This window comes from Leisingera sp. ANG-Vp (assembly GCF_000813725.1).
Taxonomy (GTDB): domain Bacteria; phylum Pseudomonadota; class Alphaproteobacteria; order Rhodobacterales; family Rhodobacteraceae; genus Leisingera.
In genome coordinates, this window is record NZ_JWLD01000037.1 from 119735 (window position 1) to 133833 (window position 14099).

14 protein-coding genes are annotated in these 14099 nt (G+C 63.4%); 4 read left to right on the plus strand and 10 right to left on the minus strand.

The window, feature by feature from the left end; all coding sequences use genetic code 11:
* Positions 1–38 precede the first annotated feature (38 nt).
* Genes RA20_RS13000 through RA20_RS13015 form a run of 4 tightly spaced genes read right to left on the minus strand, consistent with a single transcriptional unit; the run spans position 39 to position 4380 of the window.
* Positions 39–860 (minus strand): enoyl-CoA hydratase/isomerase family protein, encoded by an 822-nt coding sequence (locus RA20_RS13000; RefSeq protein ID WP_052248991.1) that lies wholly within the window; start codon positions 858–860, stop codon positions 39–41.
* 3 nt (positions 861–863) lie between these two features.
* Positions 864–2921 carry an acetate--CoA ligase family protein gene (locus RA20_RS13005; RefSeq protein ID WP_152618512.1) on the minus strand — a complete coding sequence of 686 codons (2058 nt, stop codon included), beginning with the start codon at positions 2919–2921 and terminating at the stop codon, positions 864–866.
* A complete protein-coding gene (locus RA20_RS13010; protein ID WP_039129332.1) occupies positions 2918–3196 on the minus strand; it encodes a hypothetical protein in 279 nt (92 codons plus the stop codon). The genes RA20_RS13005 and RA20_RS13010 overlap by 4 nt, the downstream gene beginning before the upstream one ends.
* Positions 3193–4380 (minus strand): TauD/TfdA family dioxygenase, encoded by a 1188-nt coding sequence (locus RA20_RS13015; RefSeq protein WP_052248992.1) that lies wholly within the window; start codon positions 4378–4380, stop codon positions 3193–3195. The genes RA20_RS13010 and RA20_RS13015 overlap by 4 nt, the downstream gene beginning before the upstream one ends.
* A gap of 104 nt (positions 4381–4484) precedes the next feature.
* Here RA20_RS13015 and RA20_RS13020 point away from each other — a divergent pair, with 104 nt between their 5' ends.
* A complete protein-coding gene (locus RA20_RS13020; RefSeq protein ID WP_039129335.1) occupies positions 4485–5459 on the plus strand; it encodes a GlxA family transcriptional regulator in 975 nt (324 codons plus the stop codon).
* On the opposite strand, the gene RA20_RS13025 is transcribed toward RA20_RS13020, so the two are convergent.
* From RA20_RS13025 to RA20_RS13050, 6 genes are all read right to left on the minus strand, one after another.
* A complete protein-coding gene (locus RA20_RS13025; RefSeq protein WP_039129337.1) occupies positions 5456–6562 on the minus strand; it encodes a cis-3-hydroxy-L-proline dehydratase in 1107 nt (368 codons plus the stop codon). The genes RA20_RS13020 and RA20_RS13025 overlap by 4 nt on opposite strands.
* A gap of 10 nt (positions 6563–6572) precedes the next feature.
* Positions 6573–7295 (minus strand): amino acid ABC transporter ATP-binding protein, encoded by a 723-nt coding sequence (locus RA20_RS13030; RefSeq protein WP_039129339.1) that lies wholly within the window; start codon positions 7293–7295, stop codon positions 6573–6575.
* Entirely contained in the window at positions 7292–7954 is a 663-nt protein-coding gene (locus RA20_RS13035; RefSeq protein ID WP_039129342.1) for an amino acid ABC transporter permease, read from the minus strand. Before RA20_RS13035 ends, RA20_RS13030 begins: the two co-directional genes overlap by 4 nt.
* Before the next feature lie 12 nt (positions 7955–7966).
* Positions 7967–8626 (minus strand): amino acid ABC transporter permease, encoded by a 660-nt coding sequence (locus tag RA20_RS13040; RefSeq protein WP_039129345.1) that lies wholly within the window; start codon positions 8624–8626, stop codon positions 7967–7969.
* A 63-nt stretch (positions 8627–8689) separates the two neighbouring features.
* Entirely contained in the window at positions 8690–9499 is an 810-nt protein-coding gene (locus RA20_RS13045) for a transporter substrate-binding domain-containing protein (protein ID WP_039129347.1), read from the minus strand.
* Positions 9500–9710: 211 nt separating this feature from the next.
* Entirely contained in the window at positions 9711–10409 is a 699-nt protein-coding gene (locus tag RA20_RS13050) for a GntR family transcriptional regulator (RefSeq protein ID WP_039129351.1), read from the minus strand.
* Between the two features lie 140 nt (positions 10410–10549).
* On the opposite strand from RA20_RS13050, the gene RA20_RS13055 reads away from it, so the two are divergent.
* From RA20_RS13055 to RA20_RS13065, 3 genes are all read left to right on the plus strand, one after another.
* Positions 10550–11455 carry a dihydrodipicolinate synthase family protein gene (locus RA20_RS13055; RefSeq protein ID WP_039129353.1) on the plus strand — a complete coding sequence of 302 codons (906 nt, stop codon included), beginning with the start codon at positions 10550–10552 and terminating at the stop codon, positions 11453–11455.
* Between the two features lie 4 nt (positions 11456–11459).
* On the plus strand, positions 11460–12974 hold the full coding sequence (locus tag RA20_RS13060) for an aldehyde dehydrogenase (RefSeq protein WP_039129355.1): 1515 nt from the start codon (positions 11460–11462) through the stop codon (positions 12972–12974).
* Positions 12975–13062: 88 nt separating this feature from the next.
* On the plus strand, positions 13063–14097 hold the full coding sequence (locus RA20_RS13065; RefSeq protein ID WP_039129357.1) for a proline racemase family protein: 1035 nt from the start codon (positions 13063–13065) through the stop codon (positions 14095–14097).
* The last annotated feature ends 2 nt before the right edge of the window (positions 14098–14099 follow it).

Genomic DNA, 14099 nt, shown 5'->3' on the forward strand with positions numbered 1-14099 from the left:
ACGGGCGGGAGCCCCCCGCCGCAGTTGAGCGCGAGGCTTCAGTCCAGCCCCTCATAGCGGGCATTGGCTTCCTTCAGTGTTGCCTTCAGCCCCTTCTCGATGGTCGACTTCGAAAACTCTTCATACTCCGGCACCGGGTTTGCCCCCATGATGGCGACCTGTTCCAGATAGTAGTCTGTGGCGGTCTTCAGCCCCTGCATCTCGTAGACGCGGTTCAGATACATCTTGTGCATCCGCTGCATCTCCCGCGGCATCCGCGCCATCAGCAGAGCTTTCTTATGGGTCGCCTCCTTCAGCTCCTCCAGCGGCACCACATCAGTGATCAGCCCCATCTCCTTGGCCTCCGCCGCGGTCAGCTCACGCCCCGTCAGCAGCAGGTCCTTGGCGGTTTTCATGTTCACCAGCCAGGGCAGGAACATGCAGTGGCCGGAGATACCGTAACGCACCTCGTTATAGCCGATGCGGGTATCGTCCGAGGCAATGGTGATGTCACAGAACAGGCTCAGCTCAAACCCCTTGCCAATGGCGATGGAATTCACGGAGGCAATCACCGGCTTGGTCACCCGCCAGGGGGTGGTGAACTCGTCGAACTGCTTGAAGTAATGGGCGCGGTATTCGTAAACCGAGGAGCGGTCCTCCTCGGCGTCTTCATCCAGATCATGGCCCGCACAGAAGCCGCGGCCTGCACCCTGGATCACGATCACATTGACGTCGTCATCGGCATCTGCACGCTCCAGCCCGGCCTGCAGTTCGGCAATCAGCTTGAGGTTCATCGCGTTCAGCTTTTCCGGCCGGTTCAGCGTCAGCCAGCAGATGTGGTCGGCATCCACTTCATAGATCAGGTGGGTGTAGTCGGTCATGTCTCAGCCTTTCAGGGTCAGGACCGCATCGGCAATAACCGCGCGGGTTTGGGTGAGCAGCAGCGGGTTCACTTCCAGCTCCGCAATTTCGATGTTCTCAGAAGCAAAGGCGCAAACCGCTTCGATGGCGGCCAGCGTTGCAGCAAGATCCGCTGCAGGCCGCCCCCGGTAGCCGAGGATCAGCGGCGCAAGTTTCAATCCTTTCAAAGCCGCTTCGATCTCCGGCCGCTGCACAGGCAGGATCAGGGTGGCGGTGTCCTGCATCAGCTCCACAGCAATACCGCCAATGGCCAGCGTCAGGGTCAGGCCGATATCCGGCACATGGCGGATGCCAACAAGCAGTTCGCCAACGGGATCCTGGATCATTTCCTCGATCAGGAAACCTTCTGCCTCAAGATTTTGTTCAGCGAGGCGCTCTGCCATGGTGCTGATTGCAGCAGACAGGTCTTCCGGCGCAATGTTCAGAGCGACAGCACCCGCCTCGGTCTTGTGCAGCAGACCCGGCACGATGGCTTTCACGGCACAAATGCAGGGGATCTCAGGCAAGTTGCCAGGGCCATCGGCAACCCACCGGCGCGGCACATCGAGGCCGCTTTCAGCAAGCCAGGATTTAGCTTCCGCTTCACTCAGCGTCCCGCCCGGCGGAACCGCCGGGCAATGCCCGGCCGCACTCAGGAGCATGGCGCCAGGATCCAGTGCCTCCCGCATAGCCCCGTACCGCGCGGCATGGGCCACCGCCCGCAGCCCGTCCTCGATCCCCTGCAAAGGTGCCATGCCGCTGGCAATCATCCGCTCGCGCACCGCGCGCGGCAGCGCTTCGGCCAGGGTGTTGACGAAGGCCGCCGGGCGGTTCCCCTTGGCTTCGGCCAAAGCACCGGTGGTGGCATCCCAGGTCGACATGTCCCAGCCGCCTTCTGGCGGGTAGCACATCACCTGCGCGAACAAATCATAATCGTCCTGCGCAAAGGCCTGATAGATCGGCAGCTGATCACCCTGCGGCCAGCCATGGGCGTCGGAAATATCCAGCGGGTTCGCGGGGCCGACATAGGCCGGCAATGCCGCATCGATGGCGGGCGCAGTTTCCAACGAGGGCGGCACCATCTGCAGGCCTGCTTTCTCGGCAATATCCCCTCCTAGAACGGCGTATGAGCCCGATGAGGTGATAAAGCCGGTTTTTAGCCCCTTGGGAATGGGGGTGTAGCTCAGCATCTTTACGGTTTCGATGGCTTCGGAAGGCGTCGTCACCTCAATCCAGCCAAAGCGGCGGAACAGGGCTGAGGCCACCGCAGCGTCCCCCGACAAAGACGCCGTATGCGACTGCGCCGCGCGGGTGCCCGCTTCGCTTCGGCCGCCTTTGATGGCCACAACCGGGGTGCCCTTGCGGGCAGCCTTGGCAGCGGCCTGCGAGAGTTTCACCGCATCGGAAATTCCCTCGAAATAGACATTCACCGCGGTCACCCGGCTGTCGTCCAGCACCGCGTCCAGCATGTCGGCAACACTCACCATCGCCTGGTTGCCAAGCCCGATCATATAGGCGATGGGCTGCGAGCGGTCAGCGCAGCCAAGGTCACTCAGGTAGGCACCGCCGTTGGAGATCACCGCTACGCCCTTTTGCGGCGCGTGATTGCCGAAGTGATCCATCATGAAGGCGTTGCCATCGAGGAAGTTGGCAATTCCGGGGCAGTTGGGGCCGATCACCGGCATCTCTCCAGCGGCCGCAACCAGCTCGGCCTGCCGTGCGGCGCCATCGGCGCTTTCGGAGAAGCCGGAGGTGATGCAGACCACCCCGCCGCAGCCGCGTTCCGCCAGAGCGCGCACGCTTTCAATCACCGCCTCCTTTGGGATCACCAGGATAGCGATATCCGGCGCCCAAGGGAGGTCATCTGCAGAAGGCACACATCGGAGGTCAGCGATTTCTGCCCGTTTGGGGTTCACTGCGATGGCCTCGCCCGTGAAGCCATTGGCCTTCATATACTCAATCGCAGGTGCAACACCGCCGCCGCCGAACCAGGCAACACGGGCTGGGTTCAGCATCCGTTTCAAACGATCCGCTTTGGTCACAGGCTGTACTCCGCTACTGGTTTGCCCAACACGTCCGGGCCGGCCCGGCCGCCCACAGCGGCAATGCCCTCGTCACTGCCGCCTCCATCAGCGTTCGAAAGGCGGAAACAGGCGGCCCGGGTGCTGATGCCGAAGCTGGTCAGGCCTGCGGCGGTCACTTGGACCAGCACCGCTCCGGGGCCTGGCGGAGGCACCGGCAGACCGGTGCGGAATCTCAGGCACTGCCGCCCGCCACGGCCGGCCAGATGCACGGCAGCCATGTGTTCCGGGATCATGGCTGCACCTCTTGTTCTGCCTCGGCGCGGAACTGCCTCAGGAGGGTGCGGATGCGGGAATGCAGGTCGTCGCGGTCGGAGTAGATGCCTTCAATGAACCGCGTGCCGCCCTTGGCGTCATACCCGGCCCGCCCGTGCAAAGCCCGGCGGTTGTCAAAGGCCAGCAGGTCGCCGGGCTCATAGCGGAACACCATTTCATAACGCGGATCCTGCGCCCGAGCGCAGAAGGCGCGGTAGGCCCTGTAGGCGCGGGCCTGCACCTCCAGCGGCGCCTTTAGCGGCGCCCGCAGAAAAGTGTTGTAGCGCACACCGGTGATGTTTCCCCTGGCGTCCGTTTCTACCACCGGGCCGCTGGCCCGGTAGTCTGAGCGGCGGGCACGGTTCGAGTACTGCCAAACATCTGTCACCAGCGAGTGGAAATGCTCAGGCTCCGCCACCCGCATGTCCTCGGCAACCCGGTAGGCGTCCACATAGATCCCCTCGCCGCCCGTTGCGGTGTTATCCCGCGTGTAAAGGAACTGCAGCCCGTGCGGGGTTTCCCGTGTCGGCATGTCGATATGCTGCAGCAGCTTGTCGGGGGTAAAGGCCTGACTGTCCGGGTCGTCCTTGATCTCCAGCACATATTGGCGGCCGAAATTGCTTTCGCGCACCGGGCCGATGCGGGTGACAATCTCCTCAAGCAGCCCGTCCCGCTGCGGCAGTCCGCGCAGACGGGCCACGCCGTAGTCGCGCAAGGCCTCCAGCCATTGCAAAAACACGCGCGGGTCTTCCAGCGCCTTGAGGCCACCAAACGTCGGCGGCTCGGGCAGATCCTCACCGCGCCACAGGATGGGCGGTGCAGGCTCTTCCTCGCCAAACCAGGCAGTGCCGCGCAGCCAGCCGGGATGATAAGCGCTGGCGGTCCCGTCGGAGAAGCGCACTTCCACCGCTCCGCTGTCCAGGATTTCTGCCCCGGCAATGGCGACATCGGCGGCGATACCGTTCGGAGAGATGCACATCTCCCGCGCCTTGGGATGGATCGTCGCCGCATCGGGGCTGTTTTCCCGCAGCAGCAGCACATGGTGCCGGCTGGCCTGGCCATCCGACCAGGCCACCTCCAGCGCCTCGCCCGAGTGCTGCAAGTGCTCCGCATGGTGATCAACCGGCCAGACTTCAAAGTCCGGCGTCCAAGGCAGCTCGGTCATGTTTTCTCCTCCGCTTGCAGAGGATGTTAGAAACCGCGCGTCAAATCTGCTTGACCTGGTTTTGCACTTTTCTAACGTGAATTAACAAACTGTCATGAGCCTCCATGCCCCAAGCCGACATTGTCCTGACCGGTAACTTCCCGATCCTGTCGCTCACTCTGGTGACCGAGCCGCTGCGGGTGGCCAACCGCGAAAGCGCGGGCACGCTTTGGCGCTGGCGGTTCCTGTCGGTGGAGGGCGGTTCCCTGACCAGTTCCAGCGGCATCGAAATCCCCACCGAAGCGCTGGACCGCAGCACGGCGGATGTGGTGCTGCTTTTGTCCTCCTACCACCCCGAGAGCGCCGTCGCCGGCCCCTTGCTGAGCTGGCTCAAAAGGCGGGCGCGCGAAGGCGCCGTGATGGGCTGCGTCGACACCGGCGCGCTGATCTTTGCTGAGGCCGGTCTGCTGCGCAGCCGCCCGGCCGCGGTGCATTTCGAGGCGCTGCGCGGCTACCGCGAGAAATTCGGCGATGAGATGTTTGCCGACCGGCTGTTTGACGTCACCGGCAACCGTTGCTCAAGCGCGGGCGGGGTAGCAACTTTTGACATGACGCTTGGGCTGATCGAGCATTTCAACGGGCGGCAGCTGGCAGACCGGGTCGCCGAAATCCTCACCTACCGGCCAACCAAGCACGGCGGGCCGCAGCAGCGGCTGCTGACCGACACCTCGCTGGCACGGCTCGACCGAAATCTGGCCAAAGCGGTCGACCTGATGATCGCCACCCTCGACCAGCCTATTCCGATCGTAGAGATCGCCGCCCGGGTGGGCGTGCCGCTGTGGACGCTTGGGCGGCTGTTCAAACTTCACCTGAAAGAGACGCCGGCTGCCTACTACCGCAATCTGCGACTGGCCGAGGCACGCAATCTGCTGCTGAATTCCAGCCTGAGGATCGGAGATATCTCCAGCCTCTGCGGCTTTGAAAATCCCGAAAGCTTCGCCCGTGCCTACAAGCGGAAGTTCGGCACCTCCGCCTCTGCCGCGCGAACTGCGGGGCTGGCGCCGGCCGCAGGGGCAGAGCCCCGCAGTTCGTGCGGCTAGCAGGAATAGCTGGCTACAGGCGCGCCCAGCACGCCGAAGTCGGGAGTAATTCCCAGGCCGGGCGCATCGGACGCCGTCATCCTGCCGTTCACACGCCGCGGTGCCCCCGAGGCAATCGCAACCGTGCCATAGCTGTTGAAATCAGTGGCCGAAAAACAGAACTCCTCCGGCGTTGAACGCGCCAGATGGGCAATCGCCGCGGTGGTGATGTCACCGCCCCAGGTATCCTCGATGGTCATCGGAATGCCGGACGCCACACAGAGGTCCCGCATCAGCTTGGCCCGGGTCAGGCCGCCAACCTTGGAAATCTTAAGGTTTATCACATCCATCGCGTCCTCGGCGATGCCGCGCACCAGCATGCCGGCGCCGTCGATCACCTCGTCCAGCACAAAGGGCAAACCGGTGCGGCGGCGGATCGAGACGCTTTCCTCGTAGGTGGGGCAAGGCTGCTCGATATAGACATCAAGATCCTGCACCGCCGCAACGACCCGTGCCGCCTCGTGCCGGGTCCAGCCGGTGTTGGCGTCGGCGACCAGCAGGTCCGACGGTTTCAGCGCGGCGCGGGTGGCCCGGATGCGGTCAATATCATCATTGGCCGCGCCGCCTACTTTGAGCTGAAACTTGGTGTAGCCCTCAGCTGCATAGCCTTCGATCTTGGCGGCCATTTGCTCGGGGCTTTCCTGGCTGATCGCCCGGTACAGGGAGACCTCGTCCTGGGCAGCGCCGCCCAGCAGGGTATAGACCGGCTGGCCGGTGACCTTGCCCAAGAGGTCCCAGCAGGCGATGTCTATCGGCGCCTTGGCATAGGGGTGGCCGCGCAGGGCCGCGTCCATCCGCCGGTTGATACCGCCGATGTTCAGCGGATCCTGCCCGATCAGGTGCGGCGCCAGTTCCTGCAGCCCCGCCCGGACACCCAGCGCAAAGGAGGGCAGATAGGCCGAGCCCAGTGGGCAGCATTCGGCATATCCGGTCAGCCCCTCATCGGTTTCGATGCCGACAACCGTGCTGTCGAAGACATCGATGTAGTTGCCGTTGGACCAGCTGTAGCGGCCCTCTTTCAGCGGCAGATCAACCTGCCAGACCTTGATCGCGGTGATTTTCATGGCAGTTCCCTCACTTCACCTTGGACAGGAATTTCTGCAGATGCTCCGACTTCGGCGCGCCGAACAGCTCTTCGGGCGGGCTGATTTCCTCCATGATGCCCTGGTGGAAAAACGCCACCCGGTCCGAGACTTCGCGGGCAAACCCCATCTCGTGGGTGACGCAGATCATGGTCATGCCCTCCTCGGCCAGCAGCCGCATGGTGTCGAGCACCTCGCCCACCAGTTCCGGATCCAGCGCCGATGTGGCTTCGTCAAACAGCATGTAGCTGGGCTCCATCGCCAGGGCCCGGGCGATGGCCAGGCGCTGCTGCTGGCCGCCGGACAAAGCTGAAGGATAATTGTTCAGCTTGCCGCCCAGCCCGACATGCACCAGCTGCTGCTCGGCAATTTCGCGCGCCCGGGCCTTGTCCAGCCCGCGCACGATGCGCGGCGCCAGCGCCACGTTTTCCAGCACCGTCAGATGCGGGAAGCTGTTCCACTGCTGGAACACCATCCCGAGGTTCTGGCGCAGCGTATTGACGTTGGTGCCCTTGCCATGCACGTCGGTGCCATCCACCAGCACGCTGCCCTGCTGGATCATCTCCAGTGCGTTGATGCAGTAAAGCAGCGTCGACTTGCCGGAGCCCGAGGCGCCGATGACACTCAGCACCTCGCCCTTTTCGACATCCAGATTGATGCCCTTCAGCACATGCAGAGCGCCGAAATACTTATGCAGATCGCGGATTTCGATCATTGGGTCCACCTCTTTTCAAGCCGCGCGGCGTAGTGGGAAATCGGGTATGACAGGGCGAAATAGAACGCCCCTGCGATGGCCAGGATCAGGAAGGTTTCCTGGGTGCGTGTGATCAGGATCTGGCTGGCTTTGAGCAGTTCCACATAGCCCAGCACCGACACCAGGGCGCTGTCCTTCATGACGCCCAGCGCGACGCCGATCCAGGCCGGGAACACGGCGCGCAGGCCGATGGGCCAGACCACATACCGCATATCCTGCCAGTAGCTCATGCCAAGGCTGCGGGCGGCGCGGCGCATCGGGCCGCCCACGGCCTCGATGCCCGCCTGCGCCACTGTGGCCACATTGGCCGAGGTATAGACGATCAGCACGATCAGCCCTGCTTCAAACGGGTTCAGCCGCAGCCCGATCATCGGCGCGAAGTTGAAGAACAGCACCAGCTGGATGATCAGCGGCACCGAACGGAACACATCCAGCACCGGCGCCAGGGTCAGCGCCCCGGCCCTGTGGCTGACGCTAAGCAGCCAGCCGAAGACAACGCCCATGGCACTGCCGAAGGCAATGGCCAGGATGGAAATCCACAAGGATTTGAGTGCGGCTTCGCCCAGGAACCAGAGGTCGTTCAGCGTGAAGCCGGAAAAGAAAGTTGCGGTAGGTTGCATGCCGGCCCCTCCTCAATATCTGAACAGGCGCACGGCCAGCAGCCGGGACGCGCCCAGGATGAGCTTGACGATCACGTAGTAGATCACCGCGGTGACCGCGAAATACTCGAAGATCCGGAAGGTCTTGGAGGCGAAAAACTGGGTCTCGCCCGACAGTTCGCGGAAGCCGACCAGCATGCCCAGCGACGAGATCAGTACCGCCCAGACCATCTGGTTGGTGATCGGCAGATAGACGATGCGCAGCACCTGCGGGATGACGATCCGGGTATAGGCCTGGAACGCCGTCATGCCGAGGCTGCGGGAGGCGCGGAACTGGGTTTCCGGCACGGCACCGAAGCCCCCGCGGAAATTTTCGGCCAGATAGCCGGCGTTGTTGAAGCTCAGCGCCAGCAGCACAATCATATAGGGGCTCAGATGCAGCCCGAAAGAGCCGAGGCCGAAGCCGAAGAAGAACAGCTGGAACAGGGCCGGCGTGTTGCGGGCCAGCTCGACCCAGGCCGAGGCCAGCCATTTGACCGGCCCGGTCATGTGCAGCCGTATCAGCGACAGCCCAAGGCCCATCACGATGCCGAAGACGATGGAAATGGCGGCGACCTGCAGGGTCAGCAGCGACGCCTCCAGCAGCTCGGGCAGCGCCTTGAGCACCGGCCGCCAGTGAAAATTGTAGTCCACGGGTCTACTCCCTTTGGAAACGCTCCCCGGACGAGAAATGGACCGGAGAGCGCTTGTGCCGGATCAGTAATAGACGCCGGGAATGCGCAGCTCAGGCGCTTCGCCGCCAACGTATTTGCCCCACAGCTCCTGATAGCGGCCGGAGCGCACCTGATGGGTCACAAACAGGTTCAGGTAGTTCAGCCAGGTGACATCGGTGCGCGGGCCGACAACCGAGGTGTAGTCGGTGCCCCAGGGCATCCGAGGTCCGGCCACCAGGCTGTCATACTGCTGGGTCACCGGCAGCACCGCAGTGTTAGTGGTGATGCCCGCATCCGCCTTGCCCTGGGCCACCGCCAGGAAGACCTCGTTTTCGGACTGGTAGCCCTGGTAGTTGCCTTCTTCACCCCATTCCTTGGCAATCTTCAGCCATTCCTGCTCCGGGACTGTGCCGACAGCCGCCGCCACCCGCTTGCCGCGCAGGTCCTCAAAGCTTGTGATGCCGGTGCCGGCACCGACCACGACCTGGGCGTAATAAATCGCATAGGGCACCGAGAAGCCCACGGTCTTGGCCCGCGCAAGCGAATCCGAAGTGCCGCCGAACACCACATCGGCGCGGTTGGTCACGATCACCGGCAGCCGTTCGGCCCAGGTCACCGGAATGATTTCCGCCTCAACCTCCAGCGCCGCGGCCAGGTCCTTGCAGTACTCGACGTCATAGCCCGCGGGCTCGTTGTTGGCATCGCGGTAGCCGATCGGCGGGAAGTCCAGCACCACACCGCAGCGCAGCACGCCTTCGTCAATCACGTCGTCCAGCTTGTCCGCTGCTGCGGCGCCAGCACCAAGCCACAGCGCTGCGGCGGCTGCAGTCAGGACATTCGTTGCTTTGATCATTTCTTTTCTCCCTGTGTCCACCGGCGTTCCGGTGCAATGGGGGGCTGTGTATCAAGTTGAGCGCAATTTGTCGACATTTTAGTCGACAAATAAGTCGACAACAAACCGGCAAGATGGATAACCGGATGTTTATGAATGAAAAAGCAAAAAAGGCGCACCCGCAGGCGCGCCTCATTTCGCTTCGTTTCAGGGGATTTCCCTCCGGCGGATCTTAGTATTCCACCGAATATCCGGTCATTTGCCTGCTTCCGAGATAGCTGAGGAATCGCTGCTGCATCTCGATGGTGTGCTCGCGTGCATAGCGTTCGGCCCGCTCTGGATCCTGCGCTTCGATGGCGGCGATCAGATTGTCATGGCCGCCCAGCAGCTCGACAGGCAGCACATCGCCGTAAGACTTGAAATACAGCCGCAGGAACCGGCGCCCGTCGTCCAGCAGCTGGGCATAAGCCTCTTCCAGGTACTTGTTGTTGGCGGCCTTGGCGATGGCGACATGAAAATCGCGGTTGCTGAGGATCATCCCCAGCACATCATTGGCCTTCACCGCATCCACAAACCGCTGCTGCGCCTCCTTGATCAGCTCCAGCCCGCGCTCGCTGCGTACCTCGGCGGCCAGCCGCGAGGCCGCGCGCTGCACCAGGTCCAGCGTGTCGACATATTGCGGAAATTCCTGAATCCGCAGCTGGGCAACAATGGTGCCCTTGTTCGGCAGGGTCTGCAGCAGCGACTCCGACACCAGCCGCACCAAAGCCTCCCGCACGGGCGACCGCGACACCCCGAATCGCGTCGCCAAACGCGACTCATCCACCAGCTCGCCGGGCTGCATTTCCAGCGACAGGATTTCATCCCTGAGCGTCTCGTAGATCGTCAAGGCGCCAAAGCCGCGCGCATTTTTCCGTTTGTCTGTTGCCATTTATCCAACCCGCCTTTCGGCTTCACTATCCCATCTGACAGGCTTGAATTCAAGCTGGACATCCCTGGCCGTCTTTGCTGTATACTGTTTGTCGGCAAGTTTGCATACAACCCGCCGGCATAGCTAACAGGAGAAACAGAATGCGCTTCACCGGGATCTACACCCCGATCATCACCCCGTTCCTGGACGACGGATCGATTGATTGGGACGGCTACGCGGACGTCATCGAGTGGCAGATTGAAAACGGCGTGGCCGGGGTTATCGTGGGCGGCTCCACCGGCGAGTTCTACGCGCTCTCCAAGGAAGAGCGGATCCAGCAGTTTCGCTTTGCTGCTGAGCGGATCAACGGCCGGGTAGAGCTAATGGCCGGCGTCAACGACATCCGGGTTGAGGAATGCCTGGAGATCACCGCCGCAGCCAAAGCCGCCGGTGCCCAGTCGCTGCTGGTGGCCGCGCCGCCCTATTCGCTGCCTTCCGAGGCAGAGCTGGCGCATCATGTCCTCAAGATCGCCGAGGCCGGGCTGCCGATCATGCTCTACAACTACCCGGGCCGCACCGGGGTTGAGATGGGCGGGGAGTTCCTGTCGAGCGTGTCGCAGAACCCGCTGGTCTGCGCGATCAAGGAATCCAGCGGCGATTATACCCGCCTGCCCTATCTTGCCCGCAACTACCCCGGCATCGAGCTGGTTGTCGGCGGCGAAGAGCAGGTGCTGGAATTCGCTGCCTGGGGCGCCAAGGCCTGGGTCTGCGCCAGCGCCAACATCTTCCCGGCGGAATGCGTGAAGTTCATGGAAATCGCCGCCAGCGGCGCCGATCAGGCGCACGCACGGCAGCTGATGGCCGCCTTCATGCCGCTGATGGGCATCCTCGAACAGGGCGGCAAGTTCCTGCAATGCGTCAAGCACGGCTGCGCCGAACAGGGCCGCCCCTCGGGCATTGTGCGGCCGCCGCTGCTGCCGATGGACGATGCACTGAAGCAGGAGATGAGCGGCATCACTGCCGCCACCCGCAAGGATGTGAACGCAATCCTCAACGCAAAAGGCTGATCAAATGTCCGATCTTTTGACCAAGGAAGACTATCAGGCGGTGGCCGCGGGGCTCAGCCTGCCCGCCGATCCCTTCATCAACGGCACCTTCCGCAAGCCCAACGCGGGCAAGACCATGGAGACCGTCAATCCGGCCACCGGCCGGGTGCTGGCACAGGTCTCGGCCTGCGACGCATCCGATGTCGACGAAGCGGTGGCCGCTGCGAAGGCCGCCTATCAAAGCGGCAGCTGGTCGCAGCGCCACCCGGGCGAGCGCAAGGCAGTGCTGCTGCAGCTGGCGCAGCTGATCGAGGACAACCAGACCGAACTGGCCGTGCTGGAGAGCCTGGAAAGCGGCAAGCCGATCAGTGAGTGCGTGCAGACGGACCTGCCGGAGACCATCTCCACCATCCGCTGGCACGCCGAGGCGATCGACAAGCTTTATGATCAGGTGTCGCCGGCCAACGCGGACGGCATCGGCCTGATCGTGCGCGAACCGCTGGGCGTGGCGGGCTGCGTGCTGCCCTGGAACTTCCCGCTGATGATGCTGGCCTGGAAGATCGGCCCGGCCCTGGCGGGCGGCAACAGCGTGGTGGTGAAACCGGCTGAGCAGACCTCGATGACTGCGCTGCGGGTGGCTGAACTGGCGCATCAGGCGGGCATCCCCGCGGGTGTGCTGAACGTGCTGCCGGGCCTGGGCCCTGATGTGGGCGAGCCGATGGGCCGCCATCCGGATATCCAGGCGCTCTCCTTCACTGGCTCGACCGAGGTGGGGCGGCTGTTCCTGGAGTTTTCGGCGCAAAGCAACCTCAAGAAGGTGATCCTGGAATGCGGCGGCAAGAACCCGGCGGTGGTGCTGTCGGATGCCGGCAACCTGGATGCGGTGGCGGAACACTCCGTCTTTGCCGCGCTGTGGAACATGGGGCAGAACTGCACCGCGAACTCGCGGCTGATCGTGCATAAGGATCTGGCGGGTGAGCTGCTGGTGAAAGTGCAAGAGAAACTTGCCGAGTGGCACACCGGCGACCCGCTGGAACCCTCTAACCAGCTGGGCGCCATCATCTCGCAAGAGCAATACGGCAAGATCCTTGGCTACATCCAGTCGGCCAAGGACCAAGGCGCCGAACTGGTCGCAGGCGGCAACGCCATCGAACGGGACGGCGGGCTGTTCATCGAGCCGACGCTGTTCACTGGCGTGACGCCGGACATGACCATCGCCCAGGAAGAGATCTTCGGCCCGGTCTTTGCGATGATGGTTGTTGACAGCGACGAAGAGGCCATCACGCTGGCCAATGACACCTGCTTTGGGCTGCAGGCCTCGCTGTACACGTCCAATGTGACCAAGGCGCATAAATACGGGCGGATGCTGCAGGCGGGCACGGTGTCGGTGAACTGCTACGGTGAGGGCGACATCACCACCCCCTTCGGCGGCTATAAGCTGTCGGGCTTCGGCGGACGCGACAACTCGCTGATGGCGCATGACCAATACACCGAGACCAAGACGCTGTGGATCGACATCAGCGCCGATCCGGCGGCCTGACCCCAAGGCTGCACAGGCTGGCGGCCCCGCGCCGCCCGCCGGCACCCCGAAGATTGCACTGAACAGGCCCAGCCAGAAGGACGCCAAAATGCGCTGGAAAAAGACAATCACAATGGTCGAGGCCCATGCCGAAGGCGAAGTCGGGCGCATTGTCACCGGCGGCGTCTTGGACGTGCCCGGCCGGACCATGCTGGACAAGATGAACCACATCAACCAGGTGGACGACAGCCTGCGCCGCTTTCTGGTGAACGAGCCGCGCGGCTGCGCGCAAATGAGCACCAACCTGCTGCTGCCCAAGACCCATCCCGAGGCCGACGCCGCCTATATGATCTTTCAGGGCGACAAGGCGCATGCGATGTCCGGCTCCAACAGCATCTGCCTGGTTACGGTGCTGCTGGAAACCGGCATGATCGAGATGGTCGAACCGGAAACCATCGTGACTTTGGAAACCCCCGCCGGGCTGGTGCGGGCGCGGGCTGCCTGCAAGGACGGCAAATGCGAGCGGGTGACCCTGGACATGCCCCCTTCTTACGCCGACCAGCTGGATGCGGTGGTCGAGGTCGAGGGGCTGGGCAAGGTCTCCGTCGACATCGCCTTTGGCGGCATCTTCTACGGGCTGATCGACCCGGCCCAGTTCGGGCTGCGGATCGCGCCCGAGAACGCCTGCAAGCTAGTGGAGATCGGCTGCCGGGTGCACCGCGCCATCAATGCCCAGCTGGAAGTGAAGCACCCGCAGCTGGAGGGACTGGAGGGCATCTCCTACACGATGTTCGTCAGCCACGATGATGACGGCATCATGAAAGGCGCCACCATCCTGCCGCCCGGGCGCATCGACCGCTCGCCCTGCGGCACCGGCAATTCGGCCCGGCTGGCCTGCATGCATGCGCGCGGCCAAACCGCCGAGGGCTCCACGCATACCGCCCGCTCGATCATCGACAGCACATTTGAGGTGACCGTCACCGGCACAACCGAGGTCGCGGGCCGCCCGGCAATTCTGCCGCGGGTGTCCGGGCGCGGATGGGTGCATGGCATCCACCAGATCGGTCTGGACCCCTCGGACCCCTACCCGCTTGGCTATATGGTCGCCGATTGCTGGGGCGACGCTTTTGACTTGCTGAGCTGACC